17 protein-coding genes are annotated in these 19,177 nt (G+C 38.5%); 11 read left to right on the top strand and 6 right to left on the bottom strand.

Translation table 11 applies throughout. The features are described from left to right. Window positions 1–1,449, bottom strand: coding sequence for an NAD-dependent succinate-semialdehyde dehydrogenase (locus tag CUB63_RS09735; protein ID WP_109847958.1), 1,449 nt, complete (start codon window positions 1,447–1,449; stop codon window positions 1–3). 274 nt (window positions 1,450–1,723) lie between these two features. Here CUB63_RS09735 and CUB63_RS09730 point away from each other — a divergent pair, with 274 nt between their 5' ends. Both CUB63_RS09730 and cysQ read left to right on the top strand, forming a co-directional pair. After that, window positions 1,724–2,344 carry a BamJ family beta-barrel-assembly machinery protein gene (locus tag CUB63_RS09730; protein WP_109847957.1) on the top strand — a complete coding sequence of 207 codons (621 nt, stop codon included), beginning with the start codon at window positions 1,724–1,726 and terminating at the stop codon, window positions 2,342–2,344. A 142-nt stretch (window positions 2,345–2,486) separates the two neighbouring features. Next, window positions 2,487–3,227 (top strand): 3'(2'),5'-bisphosphate nucleotidase CysQ, encoded by a 741-nt coding sequence (cysQ, locus tag CUB63_RS09725; RefSeq protein ID WP_006535732.1) that lies wholly within the window; start codon window positions 2,487–2,489, stop codon window positions 3,225–3,227. A 53-nt stretch (window positions 3,228–3,280) separates the two neighbouring features. Here cysQ and CUB63_RS09720 read toward each other — a convergent pair whose 3' ends face one another. Then, complete coding sequence (locus CUB63_RS09720; RefSeq protein ID WP_109847956.1) at window positions 3,281–3,841, bottom strand: YtfJ family protein; 561 nt, start codon at window positions 3,839–3,841, stop codon at window positions 3,281–3,283. A gap of 282 nt (window positions 3,842–4,123) precedes the next feature. Between CUB63_RS09720 and CUB63_RS09715 the strand changes: the two genes are divergently transcribed. Further along, window positions 4,124–4,330, top strand: coding sequence for a DUF1107 domain-containing protein (locus CUB63_RS09715; protein WP_006535730.1), 207 nt, complete (start codon window positions 4,124–4,126; stop codon window positions 4,328–4,330). Window positions 4,331–4,409: 79 nt separating this feature from the next. Here the strand turns inward: CUB63_RS09715 and paeA are convergent, their stop codons facing one another. Next, window positions 4,410–5,795: a polyamine export protein PaeA gene (gene paeA / locus CUB63_RS09710; RefSeq protein ID WP_072064569.1), complete on the bottom strand. Its 1,386-nt coding sequence runs from the start codon at window positions 5,793–5,795 to the stop codon at window positions 4,410–4,412. A 150-nt stretch (window positions 5,796–5,945) separates the two neighbouring features. Beyond that, window positions 5,946–6,572 carry a peptide-methionine (S)-S-oxide reductase MsrA gene (msrA, locus tag CUB63_RS09705; RefSeq protein WP_006535727.1) on the bottom strand — a complete coding sequence of 209 codons (627 nt, stop codon included), beginning with the start codon at window positions 6,570–6,572 and terminating at the stop codon, window positions 5,946–5,948. Between the two features lie 138 nt (window positions 6,573–6,710). On the opposite strand from msrA, the gene tamA reads away from it, so the two are divergent. The 7 genes from tamA to CUB63_RS17725 all read left to right on the top strand — a co-directional run bounded on the left by tamA (window position 6,711) and on the right by CUB63_RS17725 (window position 15,779). Then, window positions 6,711–8,453 carry an autotransporter assembly complex protein TamA gene (tamA, locus tag CUB63_RS09700; RefSeq protein WP_109399666.1) on the top strand — a complete coding sequence of 581 codons (1,743 nt, stop codon included), beginning with the start codon at window positions 6,711–6,713 and terminating at the stop codon, window positions 8,451–8,453. Then, entirely contained in the window at window positions 8,450–12,274 is a 3,825-nt protein-coding gene (gene tamB / locus CUB63_RS09695; RefSeq protein WP_202612817.1) for an autotransporter assembly complex protein TamB, read from the top strand. Before tamA ends, tamB begins: the two co-directional genes overlap by 4 nt. A 5-nt stretch (window positions 12,275–12,279) precedes the next feature. Next, window positions 12,280–12,627: a gamma-glutamylcyclotransferase family protein gene (locus tag CUB63_RS09690; RefSeq protein ID WP_072064565.1), complete on the top strand. Its 348-nt coding sequence runs from the start codon at window positions 12,280–12,282 to the stop codon at window positions 12,625–12,627. 361 nt (window positions 12,628–12,988) lie between these two features. Beyond that, window positions 12,989–13,252: an XRE family transcriptional regulator gene (locus CUB63_RS09685; RefSeq protein WP_109399665.1), complete on the top strand. Its 264-nt coding sequence runs from the start codon at window positions 12,989–12,991 to the stop codon at window positions 13,250–13,252. Window positions 13,253–13,300: 48 nt separating this feature from the next. Next, complete coding sequence (locus CUB63_RS09680; RefSeq protein WP_109847955.1) at window positions 13,301–14,593, top strand: dTDP-4-dehydrorhamnose 3,5-epimerase family protein; 1,293 nt, start codon at window positions 13,301–13,303, stop codon at window positions 14,591–14,593. An 8-nt stretch (window positions 14,594–14,601) separates the two neighbouring features. Then, window positions 14,602–15,138 (top strand): MFS transporter, encoded by a 537-nt coding sequence (locus CUB63_RS17730; RefSeq protein ID WP_232240066.1) that lies wholly within the window; start codon window positions 14,602–14,604, stop codon window positions 15,136–15,138. Window positions 15,139–15,194: 56 nt separating this feature from the next. Beyond that, a complete protein-coding gene (locus tag CUB63_RS17725; protein ID WP_232240065.1) occupies window positions 15,195–15,779 on the top strand; it encodes a hypothetical protein in 585 nt (194 codons plus the stop codon). A gap of 93 nt (window positions 15,780–15,872) precedes the next feature. Here CUB63_RS17725 and ppa read toward each other — a convergent pair whose 3' ends face one another. Together ppa and fbp are read right to left on the bottom strand one after the other, a co-directional pair. Then, on the bottom strand, window positions 15,873–16,400 hold the full coding sequence (ppa, locus tag CUB63_RS09670) for an inorganic diphosphatase (RefSeq protein WP_006535717.1): 528 nt from the start codon (window positions 16,398–16,400) through the stop codon (window positions 15,873–15,875). A 203-nt stretch (window positions 16,401–16,603) separates the two neighbouring features. Further along, window positions 16,604–17,611, bottom strand: a complete 1,008-nt coding sequence (gene fbp, locus CUB63_RS09665) for a class 1 fructose-bisphosphatase (RefSeq protein WP_006535716.1) — start codon at window positions 17,609–17,611, stop codon at window positions 16,604–16,606. 164 nt (window positions 17,612–17,775) lie between these two features. On the opposite strand from fbp, the gene mpl reads away from it, so the two are divergent. Continuing rightward, entirely contained in the window at window positions 17,776–19,155 is a 1,380-nt protein-coding gene (mpl, locus tag CUB63_RS09660) for a UDP-N-acetylmuramate:L-alanyl-gamma-D-glutamyl-meso-diaminopimelate ligase (RefSeq protein ID WP_006535715.1), read from the top strand. Window positions 19,156–19,177 lie beyond the last annotated feature (22 nt).

The following is a 19,177-nucleotide window of genomic DNA, read 5'->3' as shown; positions in this document are numbered from 1 at the left end:
TTATAACCCTTGGCAGAGGTACTTCATTTCCATATAGTCTTCAATCCCGTGCTCAGAGCCTTCACGACCTAAACCTGATTGTTTGATACCACCAAATGGTGCAACTTCATTAGAAATTAACCCCGTGTTAATCCCCACCATGCCATATTCTAAATTTTCAGCAACGCGCCAAATACGCTGTGGATTTTCACTATAAAAATAAGCAGCTAAGCCATAAATGGTGTTATTGGCTAAATGTACCACTTCATCTTCATGTTCAAAAATCACTAAAGGTGCGACAGGGCCAAATATTTCTTCTTCAAGAATATGGCTATCAGTAGGTACATTACCAACAACAGTAGGCTGGAAAAAGTTTTCACCTGCGTTATCACTTTCTCCACCACAAAGCAGTGTTGCACCGCGTTTTAGTGTGTCAGCAAGTAATGATTGTGATTTCTCAACGGCTTTGCGGTTAATCAGAGGTCCAATAGAGACACCTTCTTCAAAACCATTTCCCACTTTAAGTTTTTTAACCGCATCAACAAAGCGCTCGCTAAATTTTTGATAAACATCTTTATGAATATAAAAACGGTTAGCGCAAACACAAGTTTGTCCTGCATTACGGAATTTTGCCCCCATAGCACCTTCAACCGCTTTATCAATATCAGCATCGTTAAACACGATAAAGGGTGCATTACCACCTAACTCTAAAGAGACTTTTTTTACGCTATCCGAGCACTGGCGCATTAATAAACGTCCAACCCCCGTAGAGCCTGTAAAACTTAATTTGCGAACACGGTTATCAGAGGTAAAGACTTCGCCAATTTTAATCGCATCACCTGTGACAATATTAATAACACCGGCGGGGATACCCGCTTGAGCCGCTAATTCAGCTAAAGCTAGTGCAGTATAAGGTGTTTCATTGGCAGGTTTAATCACCATTGTACAACCCGCAGCTAATGCAGGCGCGGCTTTACGGGTGATCATCGCCGCCGGAAAATTCCAAGGCGTGATGGCGGCACAAACGCCGATACCTTGTTTGATCACCATCAAACGTTTATCCGCAGAAGGTGAAGGAATGATTTCACCGTTGGTTCTTTTACCTTGTTCAGCAAACCACTCAATAAAAGAAGCCGCATAAGTAATTTCACCTTCAGCTTCAGCAACGGGTTTGCCTTGCTCGAATGTCATTAATTCAGCAAGTTTTCTTTTGTTTTCAATAATTAATTTAAACCAATTTTGCAACAATGCTCCGCGCTGATGTGCTGTCAGTGCACGCCATTTTGGTAAGGCTTTTTGTGCGGCATCAACAGCCATTATTGCTTCTTGTGTTGCCATATTGGGTACGGTACCCAGTAAAGTACCCGTGGCAGGATCGATAACATCAACAGTTTCGTTGTTTTTAGCATTACACCACAGACCATCAATATAGCCTTGTTCGCGGAAATAGGGATTTGCAGTTATTTTCACTTAATACCTCTCTGAACATCTCTGTATATTGATATTTAGCTCTGGATTAACAGAGCTAGGCAGTTTTATGCCTACGTATAAGTATATGCCTGTGTTGCGATGTTGTGAAAATAAGTATGACAAATCACACTAAAAAAGTACTAAAGACAGGATAAATAGAGTCAATTATTTAGGTTTTTAACGAATAATCCCCATTACTTAAGGCTGAAGGTTTACGCTGTACCTTACCACTGTTATTCTTGGATCTAACTTTCATAAAAAACAGGTATTTTTCATGTCAAAACCATCATTTGATTCTATCGAATCACAGGCAAGTTACGGTATTGGTCTGCAAGTCGGTCAACAACTGACTGAATCAGGTCTTCAAGGATTAGAGCCCGCAGCACTGTTAGCTGGCTTGACCGATGCATTAGAAGGTAATGCACCTTCTGTACCTGTTGAAACATTACACAATGCCTTACGTACTATGCACGAGCGTGCGGAAGCTGTACGTCAAGAACGCCAAGCAGAGCTGGCTGATGCTGGTAAAGTTTTCTTAGAAGAAAATGTGAAAAATGAAGGTGTTCAAGTTACAGAATCGGGCTTACAGTACAAAGTGCTGACAGTCGGTGAAGGTGCAATCCCTGCGCGTACTGATCATGTTCGTGTTCATTACACGGGGCGTTTAATTGATGGTACTGTGTTTGATAGCTCAGTTCAACGTGGGCAACCAGCTGAATTCCCAGTAAATGGTGTTATCGCTGGCTGGATTGAAGCATTAACATTAATGCCAGTTGGTTCAAAATGGGAATTATATATTCCTTACCAATTAGCTTATGGCGAACGTGGAGCTGGGGCGGCTATTCCTCCATTCGCAACATTAGTATTTGAAGTAGAATTATTAGAAATTTTATAATTTCTTATTCTGCTGTAAATCAGAGTAAAAAAATAGCCGGTTTTGCCGGCTATTTTTGTCTCTGGACTAAAATGAATAGACAGTAGGATAATTGATTTTTATAAGAGATGTTATCTACTTATAGAAATAAGCGAGGTGCATTATGTTAGAACAAGTCAGCAAATTAGCCCGCCAAGCAGGTATGGCGATAATGCAAATTTACCAGCAATCAGAGCCTATCCAAGTACAGGAAAAAAGTGATAATTCACCTGTTACAGAAGCAGATTTAGCCGCTCACCAAATTATCAAACAAGGACTTGCTTCTATTGCTCCTGATATACCTCAATTATCTGAAGAAGATCCACCTGAATGGGAAGTTCGCCGTCATTGGGATCGCTATTGGCTAATTGATCCATTAGATGGCACTAAAGAATTTATCAGTAAAAATGGTGAATTTACGGTAAATATCGCTTTAATCGAAAAGGGTATTCCGGTTTTAGGGGTCGTCTATGCACCAGTGCAAAATGTGTTATATGCGGCTGCCAATAAAAAAGCGTGGAAAGAGGAGTGTGGTCAGCGATTACCCATTCATGCAAGTCGTGCTGAGCCACCCGTGATCGTGATTAGTCGTTCTCATCAAGATGATGAATTAAAAGAATATTTATCACAGCTAGGTGAACATCAAACGGTCGCCGTTGGTTCATCTTTGAAGTTTTGTTTAGTCGCTGAAGGTAAAGCACAGCTTTATCCTCGCTTTGGACCTACGCATACATGGGATACTGCAGCAGGCCATGCTATTGCGATTGCAGCTGGCGCCCATGTTACGGATTGGAAAGGGGTAACGTTAGATTACTCGCCAAAAGAGTCGCTAATAAATCCGGGATTTCGAGTCTCTATCTTTTAGTACCGCTTTATGAAATTGGAGCCCTTTGTTTTAGAAGGGCTCTGATTCAGAAATTATTCTTTAATTAAGTCGTTGATGAGGTTGATAGCAGACGTAATTTCCGCGCCGCTTAATACGCCTTCTTTGACGAAACGGACTTTGCCTTGTTTATCTAAAACAATAATCGCTGAACTCTCTTTTTCTAATCCCCAGCCTTTTAATGCTGCGCCATCGGCATCAACAATAAATTGTGACCAAGGAAATTCTTTTTTACTGTCTTCAACGCTGCCACGAACGAATGGGCCTGTGCCAAATACAGCATCGTCAGTATTAATAATCGTTGTAGTTTGATAACTGGCATGTGGGAATTTAGCTAGTTTTACCGCTTCAATAAACGGCGCATTCACCTCTTTCGCTTTGCTACGTCCTGCTATATGTTGAACAGTACGCACTTTTCCATTGAGCAGACCACTATTCCAATTTTGGTAGCTAAACTTATCTTTGGTTGTGTCATAAAGTAGCTCACCTTTATCATTGATTGTAACAGCGGGAAGGATTGTATTTTCGGTGATGTTATGTGCGAATGCCCATGTGGATGTACTAAGTAAAAGAGCAGCTAAGGTTATTTTGTGCATAGCCATTGTCCTATTATTGAAATCGACGTTAGATTCTATCTAAGCATAGAAGCTAGTGAAGAATAATACCTCATCACTGATACATTTATTTAACATTGAGTGGGTAAAATAATGCGCATGCTATCTTTATTTATATTCTTTACTGTCAATAAATGTAAAAATAGATAAGAAAACTAAATAAGTGGAACCTAGTACTTATAATTAGGTCTTTAAATTTGATATATAAAGATAAGTCTTTATGACTTATTAAACTCAACAACGAGCATGGGAGACAACTGAAAGATGAAAATCTTCAATCGCTATAACCCTGAAAAAATTGCTCTCTACGTTAAGACGTTATTTCGTGGACGGTTTTATATCAAAGGAATGGGTGCATTTGAATTCGATTACGGTAAAATTTTATTACCAAAAATAAGAGATAAGCTACATTTTAATGTCATGAGTGAAGTGAACCAGCAGGTCGTTTTACTGAAAGCAGAAATGGGCTAACTTTTATCTGATAGATAACTGAGTCTTTTGTTCTAATAATTTAGATAAGACTCAGTTATTAATTACAAAGAGTTACTAATCAATTAGCTACTTTATCATTCTCATTTTTTTGAGTATCTACTTCTGTTGTAGTCGTCTGTGTAACAGGAACATGTTCTTGTAAAACAGGTTTAACAGGAGGGATATCATCAATTTTTGTTACAAGCAATTGATCTATTTTGTAATTATCAATATCGACAACCTCAAACTTATATCCTGAAAACTTCACATAATCAGTACGTTTAGGAATTTTACGTAAACGATACATCATAAAACCAGCGATTGTTTCGTAGTTACTTGAATCAGGGAAATCGTCGATATCAAGTACACGCATCACATCATCAATTGGCGTACCGCCTTCAACTAACCATGAATGCTCATCACGGCTCACAATTTGTTCTTCTTGTCCGGGTCCAATCAAATCACCCATTAAGGTTGTCATCACGTCATTTAGTGTAATAACGCCCATTACCATGGCGTATTCATTAAGGATAATGGCAAAGTCTTCACCGGATGTTTTAAAGCTTTCCAACATATCTGAAAGCGTTAATGTGTCAGGAATAATCAGCGCTTTACGAATATGAACACCTTCATTGAGATTTAGGCTTTGTCCGTTAATAACGCGATTAAGAAGCTCTTTAGAATCTACATAACCAATAATATGGTCAATATCCCCTTCACAAACTAAAAATTTAGAGTGGGGCTGAGTAGCAATTTTTTCTTTGATATCATTTTCAGTCTCTTCACGATCAAAATAGACTACATCTTCTCGTGGTGTCATTGCGGATGGTACAGTACGAGATTCTAATTCAAAGACATTTTCAATCAACTCATGCTCTTGTTTACGTAAAACCCCAGCAACAGCACCGGCTTCTACAATGGCAAAAATATCATCAGAAGTGATGTCTTCATTTCTGACCATTGGGATTTTAAATAACTTGAAGATGAGATCTGCCATACCATTAAATAACCACACCAAAGGGCGGAAGAAAGCAAGGCAGAAACGCATTGGATTCACAATTCTTAATGCGATAGCTTCAGGCTTAATCATACCAATACGTTTTGGGGTTAAGTCAGCCAGCAAAATAAACATTGATGTGACAATAATAAAAGAACAGATAGATCCAAGCTGTTGGGCGAGAGGCTCTTCAAAAAATTGTAGGTAGAAACTTTTTAGTGAAGGGGAGAATGCAGACTCACCAACGATACCCGCTAAAATGGCAACAGCATTTAATCCTATTTGAACGACAGTAAAAAACATGCCTGGCATTTCTTGCATTTTTAAGACGCGGGCAGCGTTAATATTGCCTTCATCAACAAGTTGTTTGAGTTTAATTCGACGAGAAGCAGCAAGAGAGATTTCAGACAGCGAAAAAAAGGCGCTGATAGCACAAAGCAAAAGCACAATGAGTAAACTATTAAGCATATAAGGCTCACATCACCCCGAGTATTTAATCCAAAGGGTAATACTAGAGTGTTAAAAATAGAAGATAAATCAATATATTGTGATGAAATTATTCACAAAGACAGATAAGAGGGCGAAATTATATCATCGCCCTGCTATTTTCTGCTAGTGTTACTTTTCGGGTGGAAAACAGATACCTATCCCGCCTAATCCACAGTAACCTTGTGGGTTTTTGTATAAATATTGCTGGTGGTAATCTTCAGCAAAATAAAAAGGGCCCGCTGGTTGTATTTCTGTCGTAATTTCCGTTGTTGCGCCTTGGGCATTCATCGCTTGTTGATAACGTTTTTTGGACTCAATAGCTTGCGCATATTGCTCTGCATTAACTGTGTAAATTGCCGAGCGATATTGGCTACCAATATCATTACCTTGGCGCATACCTTGTGATGGATTATGATTTTCCCAAAAAAGAGCCAGAAGTTGTTGGTAGCTAATTATTGCGGGGTCAAAAACAACTCTCACCACTTCACTATGACCCGTTAAACCTTGGCAAACTTGTTGGTAGGTAGGATTTTCTGTTACACCACCGCTATAACCCGCACTTGTTGAGTAAACGCCCTGTTGTTGCCAAAATAGACGTTCAACCCCCCAAAAACAGCCCATCGCAAAATAAGCAATATCCATATTAGCTGGAATATCATTAATAGAATGCCCATTTACTGCATGATTAGCAGATATTTCTAATGGTGTCGAAGTACCCCTTAAGGCATTCTCTGGTTGGTAAGGTTTATGTTGCAAGGTAGACTCCAATTTGTATATTTGTAAACGCTTTACTATGGTAAAGATTTAATATTGTTATAAACTAAATCTACAATAAAGCTTAAGATAGTTTGTCGTCAATTCATCACATGGATTAAATAATATTGAGGAGAAAACGTGCCGAGATACTCCGTTATCTACGTTCTCTGTTTGTCTTTTATCGCGCCTGTTGCCTATGGGGCAAATTTGCGTTTAAAAGTAGAAGGTTTAGAAGGGCAGCTCGAAAAAAATGCACGAGTCCAATTATCGAACATTACAACAGAAGAAGTTGCACCTGACGGGCGTTTTCGCGCGCGTGTTGAGAAGGCAATTAAAGAAGGACTTCGCCCTTTAGGCTATTATCAGCCAACAATAACATTCTCCTATCAAGAAAATACACCGCCTGCACGATCAGTATTAACCGCTAAAGTTGAACCGGGTATTCCTATTTTATTAAAAGGGGTTGATATTGTTCTAGAAGGTGGCGCTAAAACCGATGAGCAATATGCAAAAGTTATTAAAGAAAATACGCCTCCTCTTGATAGTGTGTTAAATCATGCAGCTTATGAAAAGCTCAAAGGTTCATTAACAGGACTTGCTATCCGTCGAGGTTATTTTGATGCTGAAATGGATAAAAGCCAGTTAGGCGTTTCTTTAGATAATCATGCCTCATATTGGGATTTTGTTTTCGATAGTGGGGAACGCTATCGTTTTGGAAAAGTGAATTATACAGGATCTCAAATTCGTGAAGACTACCTACAAAATATCGTTCCTTTTAAAGAGGGACAATATTATGCATCAGAAGATCTGGCTGAATTTAATCGCCGTTTAGCCGCAACGGGGTGGTTTAACTCTGCAGTTGTGACGCCCGATATTGCTAAAGCGCGTGCAGAAGGCTCTTATTTGTTACCGATGAGTGCAGTTGTAACACCTCGCTCTCGTAACTATGTTGAGCTTGGTGGTGGTTATGCTACAGATGTTGGCCCTCGCCTTAATATGCAGTGGGATAAGCCTTGGATGAACTCACGAGGCCATAGTTTAACCTCTAATATCAGTGTTTCTCAGCCTGAACAATCTATTGGTGCCAACTATAAAATTCCACTGAAGGTCAATCCATTAGAGCAGTACTATGGTGTTCAAGGTGGTTTTAAACGTACCGATTTAAATGATACTCGTTCTGATACCACAACACTAAATGTGTCTCGTAACTGGGATATGTCGACAGGCTGGCAATACAGTGTGAATACACGTTGGAGTCTCAGCCACTTTACCCAAGGTGAAGTCACAAATACCACCATGTTGCTTTATCCCGGTGTTACAGCCAGCCGTGTACGTCAACGCGGTGGAATGATGCCTTATTGGGGAGACAGCCAACGTTACTCATTAGACTACTCCAATAAAATATGGGGTTCTGATGTTGAGTTTGCTGCATTCCAAGCTCAACAGGTTTGGATCCGTACACCATGGGAAGGACATCGTTTTGTGGTAAGAGGTAATTTTGGTTGGATTGAAACCAATGCGTTTGAGCAAGTACCACCTGAGTTACGTTTCTTTGCTGGTGGTGATAGAAGTGTTCGAGGCTTTAAATACCAAAGTATTTCACCAGAAGATAGTAAAGGTAATTTAACAGGGGCATCAAGGATGCTCGTTGGATCGGTTGAATATCAATATAACGTCACGGGTAATTGGTGGAGTGCTGTCTTTATTGATAGTGGCGAAGCCGTTAATGATTTTACTCGTAGTGATTTTAAAACAGGTGCGGGTGCAGGTGTTCGTTGGGCATCCCCAGTGGGTCCAATTAAATTTGATTTAGCATTACCTGTGAGTGACGTGGATAAACGTAGACTCCAGTTTTATATCGGGTTAGGAGCAGAGTTATGATAAAAAAGTGGTTGAAATGGATTGCGTTAACACTCCTTATCATTATTTTGCTTACATTGGGTGCTGTAGCTTGGATCTTAGGAACACAATCGGGTTTGCATTTTGCCATTAATAGTGCAACTCGCTGGGTTCCAGGTTTAGTTATCAAAGATGTTAATGGTGGCTGGAAAGATCTGCATTTAACGGGTGTTGAATATCAAATGCCCGGAGTTGATGTGAATGTAGGTGAGTTATCATTAGGATTACGTTTAGCGTGCCTGACGGATAAACAAGTTTGCATTGATACATTGGCGACACGCGATGTGGTTGTTAATGTTGATACTAGTGCTTTCCCACCCTCTGAAGAAACCCCACCATCAGAACCTTTAACTGAGCTCAATGCTCCGTTACCTATCTATTTAAACTCGCTCTCATTAGAAAATACGCATGTGAAGATTGACGATATGGCAATCTCGTTGGATGAGTTTAAAACCGGTGCGCAGTGGGAAGGTCGCCAAGTTACATTAAATCCAACCGTCATTAATGATTTGCTGGTGGCGTTACCCAAAACGCCAGAAGAAGGTAGTGTTGAAGCGGTTGCCCAAGATGTAAAAGAAGTCGCCACTGCAAAACCTAAAGCTGAACCTAAAACACCAGAAGAAAAAGAACAAGCATTAGCAGACACAATTAAAACGATTTTTGCTAAGCCATTATTAGCTGAATTACCGGAAATTATTATCCCTGTAGATATCAATATTGAAGGTATTGAAGGTAAGCAATTACAAGTAAGTGGGGATACCCCAGTTACCATCAATCAATTATCTTTTGAGGCAAATACCCAAGGCAAGCAAGTTAATCTCACTAAATTACGTGTTGATGCGTCAGAAGGTGAGGTTAGTTTAAATGGGGGGATCACGCTTGATAAACAATGGTCTGTTAATTTAGATATCAACGCAACCATTCGTGATGTTGTGGGGCTTGAAGATTTTAAAGATCAAAAAGCCACACTTTCTTTGCAAGGTGCGTTACTCGAAGAACTTAAACTCGCCCTTTCTTTAACAGGAACGGTTACAGCAACCCTTGATGCTCAAGCCGAATTGGCTAAGCCTCATCTTCCTTTAAAACTGACGCTAGAGAGTCAAAAAGTACGTTGGCCATTAACTGGTGATGTACAGTATCAACTTAATGACACTCGATTACGCTTGAATGGTCAGACCGATAACTATGATCTTTCATTACGCTCTGATATTGAAGGTCAGGAGATCCCGCCAGCAAAATTAATGCTGGATGCGAAAGGGAATGAAGAGAAAATAGAGCTAACGCGTTTACGTTTAGCCGCTTTGCAAGGTCATGCCGATATTACCGGTGTCGCTGATTGGAGTAAGGCAATTAGCTGGAATGCATTGCTCACTATCTCGGGAATTAATACCGCAAAACAGTATCCTGATATACCCGCTAAATTAGATGGGCGTATCGCTACAACGGGAAGTCTGTATGGTGGAAGTTGGCAATTACGTGTTCCTGAAATCACCTTAGATGGTAATTTCAAAAATAATTTAATTAAGGCAAGGGGGAATGCGTATGGTAACGATTCTGGGCAATGGAATATCCCTCAACTAAAACTCATTCTTGGTAAAAATAACCTCGATATTGAAGGGCATTTAGGTGATAAGTGGGCATTAGATGCCAATATTAATGCTCCTGGTTTAAATGGTTTTGTTCCTGGGTTTGCGGGCGTTATTAAAGGGAAAGTGAATATCCGCGGTGATATGAACAAACCTAAGATTATCGCTGATATCAATGCTCATGGTATTAAATGGCAAGATCAAGTCAGTGTTGAATCCATCACTATCAAAGGTGATGTTCAATCGGACAAAGAAATTGGTGGTAAGTTAGCTATTACTGCTCGTCAGTTAAAACAAGCCGATTTAGTTATTCGTAATTTAACGTTGAATGCTGCTGGTACAGAAAAACAGCATAAACTCACGTTGAAAATGGATGGCGAGCCTGTTTCTGGTGGGCTGACATTAGCTGGATCATTTGATAAAGAGAAACAACAGTGGAAAGGAACGCTAAATAATACAGCTTTTGATACGCCTGTGGGTGAATGGCGTTTAAATAAAGCCATGGCGCTGAATTTGTTGGCAGAAAAGCAAGAGATCACTATTGGCTCTCATTGCTGGGTGAACCCAAATGCGCAAGTTTGTGTTCCTAAAGCGATAACCGTGGGTGAAAGTGGAACTGCTGCAATTACGCTAACACGTTTTGACTTAGCAATGATAAAGCCATTCTTACCACCTGAAACTTCTGTTCAAGGCCTATTTACAGGGGACGCCACTGCAACATGGAACTCAAAAGGCGGATTACCGAAAGCATCTGTCAATCTAAAAGGGCAAGGTGTTGCGGTAAAACAAAATATTGAAGGAACAATTTTACCTATTGATTTTGATGCTATTACCTTAAATGCGGGTATGAATAATGGTAAAGCAACATTGCAATGGCTGATTAGTATTGCGGGTAATGGTGACTTTAAAGGTAATGTACATGTTGCCGATCTTGAGAAAAATCGCCAACTATCAGGTACGGTTGATATTGATAATCTGACATTAGATTTAATCAAACCGTTCTTAGGTAAAGGTGAAATTGCTCAAGGGAATATTGGCGCTCAATTACGTTTAGGAGGAAGTGCTCAATCGCCACTGTTATTTGGTCAATTTGGAATTAATCAATTAAAAGTGGTTGGACATTGGATCCCATTTGATATTACGAAAGGTAATGTTGATGTTCGATTCAATGGAGCAACATCGGATTTAGGTGGCAGAATTGAAACGCCAGAAGGTTATTTAAATCTTACTGGGAATGCAGATTGGCGTAAGTTAGATGAATGGCGCGCAGTGGTCGCTGCTAATGGTAATAAGCTACGAGTGTCATTGCCTCCAATGGTGCGTATTGATGTTAATCCTGATTTAGTGTTTGAGGCTAACCCTCATTTACTGAAACTAGATGGTCGTATTGATATCCCTTGGGCTCGTATTGTGGTTCAAGAATTACCGGAATCAGCGGTATCGGCATCTTCTGATGAAGTCATGCTAGATAAAAACCTGCAACCTATAGCACCAAAAGAGACATCGATTCCAATTCAAAGCAATTTAGCGATTAATATTGGTGATGATGTGACACTGGACGCATTTGGACTTAGAGCCCGATTGACGGGAACACTTAAAGTCAATCAGAATAAACAAGGGCTAGGTTTAAATGGGCAAGTTGATATTCCAAGAGGGGAATTCAAAGCCTATGGACAAGACTTACAAGTACGTAAGGGACAAATCTTGTTCTCTGGACCTGTTGATCAACCTTACTTAAATATCGAGGCTATTCGTAACCCAGATAATACCGCAGATAATGTCATTGCGGGGGTTCGAGTAACAGGGCTTGCTGACCAGCCTAAAGTGGAAATTTTCTCTGAGCCGGCTAAAACACAACAAGAAGCATTATCTTACTTGTTAAGAGGCGAAGGTCTAAGTAGTGGTGATGCTGATTCATCACAAATGACAGCAATGCTGATAGGATTAGGCGTTGGTCAGAGTGGTCAGCTTGTAGGGCGCATAGGTGAAACCTTTGGTGTTTCGGATTTAGCGCTTGATACACAAGGTGTGGGGGATAGCTCACAAGTTGTGGTCAGTGGTAAGATAACGAACGATCTACAAGTGAAGTATGGAGTGGGTATATTTGATTCGCTAGCGACGTTAACCTTACGTTATCGCTTGATGCCCAGGTTGTATTTACAAGCAGTGTCTGGTATGAATCAGGCAATAGATCTGCTTTATCAATTTGAGTTTTAAATTATATGCGAATTATTGTTTATGGTAGTTTACGGCGAAACCAAGGCAATCATCACTGGATGACCTATGCACAGCTTTTGGGTGAGCATAAATTAGTGGGATATAAACTCTATGATTTAGGGTTTTACCCTGCGGTTATTGAAGGTGAAGGAGAGATAGAGTGTGAAGTTTATCGGATAACGCCCTCTATCTTGACAGAGCTTGATGAATTGAAAAAGAATGATCAGGATTACAAGCGACAACTGATATCAACGCCTTATGGCAGTGCTTGGATCTACCTTTATCAAAAGCCTGTGGATGGTTTACGTGAAATAAAAAGTGGTGACTGGTTAAAGCGCCACGAAGAAGAGTAATAAGCAAATTTTAGCTATTACGATAGATGACTTAGTAATGATAAAAAAGCGCGATATTTATATCGCGCTTTTTTATTTTTAGTGAAACTATTATTTTCTATAAAATTAATCATAAACTTTAATTTTTATTATTACTTTACTATTTATAGTAGAGGTAGTCATATATTCTAATATGTATATTTATTTATATTGTTTTAAATTTAAGTCGGTAATTATTTATTTAAAATTTATCTATAATGATATGAAAAATATTAATAGTAGACCTGATTGACAACAAAATAAATTTAATGTTAAAACAGTCTTGTTTGAGAGGGAAAGAGATAATTATCCTATTATTAATATAGTAAAATAAGGTAATTTTATGGATAAATTAAATGATATTACTCAACTTTATAATAATCCACCAAAAGATTTAAAATACAATATAGTAAATCATCGTTTTACTGATTTGATATTACAAACAAAAACTGTAACAACAGATGCATTAGATAAACTAGCCTATCTTGCCGGTATTAAAAATGCACCTGCAGATGATAAGTATTTAAAATTAAATACAACTAATTTAGATGAATTGAAAAAAAGTGCAAAGCTACTTGGTTATGATATCGAAATTGTCAGTATTTAATAAAAAAGCAGCCATAAGGCTGCTTTTTTAACTGCATAGGAGATAGTCGTGAATAAGGATATTAATGAACTCAATAAAAATATTAATATTGTAGGATTATACTGGATTGCTCGCTGGCGAATAAATAATGGAAAACAGCATTCTTATGTTATTCCTTTCGCAACAACCTATCCTATTAATATTGTTTACCATGGTAAAAGTGAATTTAAATATGGGCAGTACGGCATTCATCTTGGTCAACAAGATACATTAACTTTTTTAGGTGATGAGAAACAAAAGATATTGGCTAAATTTATTGATTGTCGTAAAAACTCACCAACATTTAAATCAGAATTAAGTTTTGAGATAACACCATCATCAGCAAGAACACTAATTATTCCCCCAGGGGTCGCTCATACTTTTTCTTATCTAGAGAATGTTTTTACCTTAAATAGCTACTCTCTTTTTTTACCCACTATCGAGCAATTCGCAAGTGAAACACTAAATTGGTCACCTAATAATGATGTGATAAACCTTCCTGAAAATATCGATATTAATGAGATTGAAGGCTATGAACCAATGACAGAAGAAGCTTCTGCACTGGTCTATCATCGGATTGCCGAGATACAACAACAGTGGTTAAGTCAACATCGATTCCTACACTCTGAAACTCGCAAAATCCGCTTAGATAATGGTGATGAGATTAATTTACGGTTTCGAGAGAAAATGGTAGATACTCAAAAACAACAATTACCTACATCGACTATTTTAGGTGTGGAATTTCGCGAAATGGCTACCCTACATACTGGCAAAGAGAGTGGTATTGTCCCATTAACGCGACAATCCCCTATGTATCTGGTTGAGCATGGTCATGAGGATTATGATTTTGACTCTTATGGATTACATTTAGGGCAAGAAGATCATTTAACTTTTTTAGGAGATATATCTCATGAAATTACCGTTAAGTTAGTGGATATGCGTGAAAATTCACCCACGCTTTTTTATGAAGATGAAATTGTTTTCAATCCTGCCCCAAATATTGAATTAGTGATCCCCTGTGGTGTTGCCCATGCTTTATTTAATATGGCGAATATTATTACTGTTAATCGGCCGATTATTTATTTAGACAAAGAAAAAGAATATATTCCGGGACATGATGTTATCGACTGGGAGATCACTAATAAAAATTATCAATCTTATCGTGTTAATAAAATACCAGCAGATTTAAGCTATTATCAATTCCTTGTTTCTAAACAACAAGAATTAATGAAACATAAGCCCACTCATCATACCCCAAAATCGATTATTGTTTATGATGAAAATAACCAGCCTATTAAAGTATTAATTAAAGAAAAGGTGTAACTTCTATTATGCGTGTTGTCTTTTTTTATATGCTTTTTCTGGTGTTAAGTGCTGATGGTTTAATGGTTTTTTTAACACCTGTTATTGTTTATCAATTAACAACAAGTATTGAGTATACAGGATTGACATACGCCTTATGGTGGTTACCACGCATTTTTTTAATACCACTTATTGGTCAATATATTGATGCCTTAGGTGTTCGCCCTATTTCTATTATTTCCGATAGTAGTAAAATTATTGGTTGTTTATTTTTATTAACTTCAGGTTTTTCCTCTGATTTAGTTATTGCAATTAGTTTTGGATTAGTAGGAAGCTTAATTTCTATTGGTAATTCACAGACACTGATTTCATATGAAAAAATTATTGCATTAATGAGTCGCCATAAAGAACATCATATTAATATAATGTCTAGAATGGATTTTTTTGGCATGATCATCGGTCCATTAATTGGTATGTTATTTATTGATTATGGTTACCATTATTTACTTATTATTCCTTGTCTATTCTATTCCATTAATGCACTATTTTTTTATTCTTTTATCTAGAGCCAAAAGAGAACCAATCCACCACTCAACTAAATAGCCTAACAAAGGCATTACGAGTGACTAAAAGAATGGTGATTATTTTCACGTCTCCTATTTTGATTTTTTCTATTTTTATTGCTATCGGCAATAATATGTTTGACGGATTAATTGAGTCGAGTGGTACTGCATTAATTGATCAATCGATGAGCTTACCCATTAAATACTATGGCTTTATTGATATATCTGCGGGGATCTGTGGTGTAATAGGAACCTACTTATATGGTTATTTAACCCACTATTTAAATCGAAAGTTATTAATGTCTCTATCGATTTTCATCATCACAATAAGTTCTTCTTTACTAATTATTTTTCAAAAAGATATCACTATTTTTGTTATCTTTTATGCCTTATCCATTATCGGTAAGGTTTTTTCAGGGAATATCTTACGGATGTTAAGAATAGAAATTATTCCTGTAACGCAATTAGCCAGTATTTCCTCACTAATTATTTTATTTAATCAATTGATATTGCCTATTATTGGGGGGGTACTCTTTTTCTCCACAGGGAATGTTTCGACAGTCTATACATTGATGATAATCGCCATGGCGATCACCTTGATGAGTGGCATAATGCTTATTATGCGGTTAAATAATCAAAATTGATAATCATAAAATAAGCCCACATTTATTGATGTGGGCTTATTTTTGTTAAGCAATCAACAGATTGTTTATCAAGCTAATTCTCATTGCACAGAATTATTTTTTAGCGCGTTCGAAAGAAGACAGAATTTCAGCTTTAGCTGCTTCTACGCCTTCCCAACCGTCAACCTTAACCCATTTGCCAGTTTCTAAATCTTTATAGTGCTCAAAGAAATGTTTGATCTGTGCTTTTAACAGTTCAGGCAAATCGTTCACATCTTTAATGTGATCGTATTCTTTGCTCAGTTTTGTGTGTGGAACTGCAACCAGTTTCGCGTCTTCACCTGATTCGTCAGTCATTTTCAGTACGCCAACAGGACGGCAACGAATAACTGAACCTGGTTGTAATGGATATGGAGTTGGAACCAGAACGTCTACTGGATCACCATCTAAAGATAACGTGTTGTTAATGTAACCGTAGTTGCATGGGTAGAACATTGCAGTTGACATAAAACGGTCAACAAACAGTGCGCCACTTTCTTTATCCACTTCGTATTTGATAGGATCAGCGTTTGCTGGAATTTCAATAACAACATAGATATCTTCTGGTAGTTCTTTACCAGCAGGAACATGATTCAGGCTCATAAAAAATTTCCTATAAAAAATAATTTTACGTGGCCTGTAGTATAGCGAAAAGTTTTTAACAATACCCGTTTTTTGCCAAACCTGTTGCGTTATGATGCAAAAATGAGCAGTAAATAAAAAGAGACTCTATTTCTAAAGATGAAAAAACCGGACGAAAGAGAAGCCCGGTTTATCTATATGGCGATGGCGACTAAGCCAATGAATTATTCTTCGTCAGGATATTGCGCCATAAAGCTTTCAGCTTGTTCAACCATCGATTTAGTCCCTACAAAGAAAGGCATACGTTGGTGAAGTTCTTTGGGTTCGATATCAAGAATACGTTCTTTACCGTTACTTGCTTTACCGCCAGCCTGTTCAGCTAAGAACGCCATTGGATTGCATTCATACAGCAAACGTAATTTACCAGTAGGGTGGCTTGCCGTACTTGGGTAAATATAAATCCCCCCTTTCAGTAAGTTGCGATGAAAATCAGCAACTAAAGAACCAATATAACGTGTGGTATAAGGGCGATTTGTTGCAGCATCTTGTTCTTGGCAATATTTAATGTATTTTTTTACACCTAATGGGAATTTGATGTAATTACCTTCGTTGATTGAGTACATATTTCCTGTTGGTGGAAATTGTACACTTTCATGAGATAAACAGAATACACCTAAAGAAGGATCATAAGTAAAGGCATGAACACCACAACCTGTTGTATAAACTAACATGGTTGATGAGCCATAAACGACATAGCCAGCAGCTACTTGACGATGACCTGGTTGTAAGAAGTCATCTAAGGTCACTGATTGGCCAATAGGTGTAATACGGTGGTAAATAGAGAAAATAGTACCGACGGAAACGTTTACATCAATATTCGAAGAACCATCTAATGGATCCATTAACACGACATACTTAGCATTTTCAGCACGATCACCTTCAAAGATAACAATATCATCTTCTTCTTCTGATCCGATACCCGCAACTTCACCACGTGCTTTTAATGCAGCCTTGAGCTTCTCATTCGCGTAAAGATCCAGTTTCATCTGGGCTTCACCTTGAACATTAGAAACACCGTTAGTACCAAGAATATCGACTAACCCTGCTTTGTTGATATCACGGTGAATAATTTTAGCCCCAAGCTTAATTGCTGAAAGTAATGCCGTAAGTTCACCAGTTGCATGGGGAAAATCTTGTTGTTTCTCGACGATAAATTCGCCTAATGTTTTCATGACGCAGGTCCTGAATGTGAGTGGGTAAAGTAAAAAAGGAGGAAAAACTCCTTGGTGGTGGCAAGTTTAGCCAAAGAATTGGATGATTCAAAGGTTAATCCGTTTCTTATCTGCTTTTTGATCGTTAGAATAGTGACCAACTTCATGCTATTGGACAGAAATTCATGCACATTCATATTCTTGGTATTTGTGGCACCTTTATGGGAAGTCTTGCCATTTTAGCTCGAGCGAAGGGACATAAAGTTACAGGCTCTGATGCTAATGTCTATCCACCCATGAGTACTTTATTAGAAAATCAGGGAATTGAATTGATTGAGGGGTATGACCCTAAACAATTAGAACCTGCTCCTGACATGGTGATTATTGGTAATGCGATGACACGAGGAAATCCTTGTGTTGAAGCTGTACTTGAAAAAGGTCTGCCTTATACTTCAGGCCCTCAATGGCTACATGATTATATTTTACCTGAACGTTGGGTATTAGCGGTTGCAGGAACTCATGGTAAAACTACAACAGCAGGTATGTTGGCTTGGGTTTTAGAAGATTGTGGTTATAAACCCGGTTTTTTAATTGGTGGCGTACCGGGTAATTTCCAAGTGTCAGCACAGTTAGGCGAAAGCCCTTTCTTTGTGATTGAAGCAGATGAGTATGACAGTGCTTTCTTTGATAAACGCTCTAAATTTGTTCATTATTCTCCACGCACGCTGATTTTAAATAACCTTGAGTTCGATCACGCCGATATTTTTGATGATTTAGCTGCAATTCAAAAACAATTCCATCATTTAGTTCGTATCGTCCCTGGCTCAGGGAAAATCATCATGCCTGACAATGATATGAATTTAAAACAGACTATTGGCATGGGATGTTGGAGTGAGCAAGAGTTCACAGGAGAAACTGGGGATTGGCAGGCGAAAAAGATCAGTAATGACAGTAGCCACTTTGCTGTGTTCCATAAAGGTGAGCAAGTCGGTGAGGTGTGTTGGGGGCTTTCGGGTGAACACAACATGCAAAATGGCTTAATGGCGATTGTTGCAGCGCACCACGTTGGTGTTTTACCTGCTGATGCTTGTGAAGCATTGAATAAGTTTATTAATGCGCGTCGTCGCTTAGAGCTACGTGGTGAGGTTAACCAAGTCAGTGTTTATGATGATTTTGCACATCATCCCACAGCGATTTTGGCAACACTTGAAGCGTTACGCAGTAAAGTCGGCGGAACGGCTCGTATTATTGCGGTGTTAGAGCCTCGTTCAAATACCATGAAAATGGGCATTAGCAAGGATGATATCGCTCCAGCATTAGGTCGTGCTGACGAAGTCTTTTTATTCCAGCCACCGAATATTCAATGGTTAGTGAGTGATATTGCAGAGCATTGCGTACAGCCCGCTCGTTGGAGTACCGATCTTGATACATTAGTGGATATGATTGCGAAAGAAGCACAAGCGGGCGATCATATTTTGATTATGAGTAATGGCGGCTTTGGTGGTATTCATGAAAAACTACTTGCAAAATTAGCACAGCCTAAAGATCTTGATAATCCGTATTAAAAATAAGAAGCCACTGAAAATT

This window comes from Proteus penneri, assembly GCF_003144535.1.
Classification (GTDB): domain Bacteria; phylum Pseudomonadota; class Gammaproteobacteria; order Enterobacterales; family Enterobacteriaceae; genus Proteus; species Proteus penneri.
The sequence above is the reverse complement of the archived record's forward strand: the minus strand, read 5'-3'. Positions and strand labels throughout refer to the sequence as shown.

Excerpts from the sequence above, each read along its gene's own strand:
- fbp (WP_006535716.1), bottom strand. The coding sequence starts at position 17,611 with ATGAAAACATTAGGCGAATTTATCGTCGAGAAACAACAAGATTTTCCC.
- cysQ (WP_006535732.1), top strand. The coding sequence starts at position 2,487 with ATGTTAGAACAAGTCAGCAAATTAGCCCGCCAAGCAGGTATGGCGATA.
- CUB63_RS09715 (WP_006535730.1), top strand. The coding sequence starts at position 4,124 with ATGAAAATCTTCAATCGCTATAACCCTGAAAAAATTGCTCTCTACGTT.
- CUB63_RS09730 (WP_109847957.1), top strand. The coding sequence starts at position 1,724 with ATGTCAAAACCATCATTTGATTCTATCGAATCACAGGCAAGTTACGGT.
- ppa (WP_006535717.1), bottom strand. The coding sequence starts at position 16,400 with ATGAGCCTGAATCATGTTCCTGCTGGTAAAGAACTACCAGAAGATATC.
- CUB63_RS09720 (WP_109847956.1), bottom strand. The coding sequence starts at position 3,841 with ATGCACAAAATAACCTTAGCTGCTCTTTTACTTAGTACATCCACATGG.
- paeA (WP_072064569.1), bottom strand. The coding sequence starts at position 5,795 with ATGCTTAATAGTTTACTCATTGTGCTTTTGCTTTGTGCTATCAGCGCC.
- CUB63_RS09690 (WP_072064565.1), top strand. The coding sequence starts at position 12,280 with ATGCGAATTATTGTTTATGGTAGTTTACGGCGAAACCAAGGCAATCAT.
- CUB63_RS17730 (WP_232240066.1), top strand. The coding sequence starts at position 14,602 with ATGCGTGTTGTCTTTTTTTATATGCTTTTTCTGGTGTTAAGTGCTGAT.
- CUB63_RS09685 (WP_109399665.1), top strand. The coding sequence starts at position 12,989 with ATGGATAAATTAAATGATATTACTCAACTTTATAATAATCCACCAAAA.
- mpl (WP_006535715.1), top strand. The coding sequence starts at position 17,776 with ATGCACATTCATATTCTTGGTATTTGTGGCACCTTTATGGGAAGTCTT.
- tamB (WP_202612817.1), top strand. The coding sequence starts at position 8,450 with ATGATAAAAAAGTGGTTGAAATGGATTGCGTTAACACTCCTTATCATT.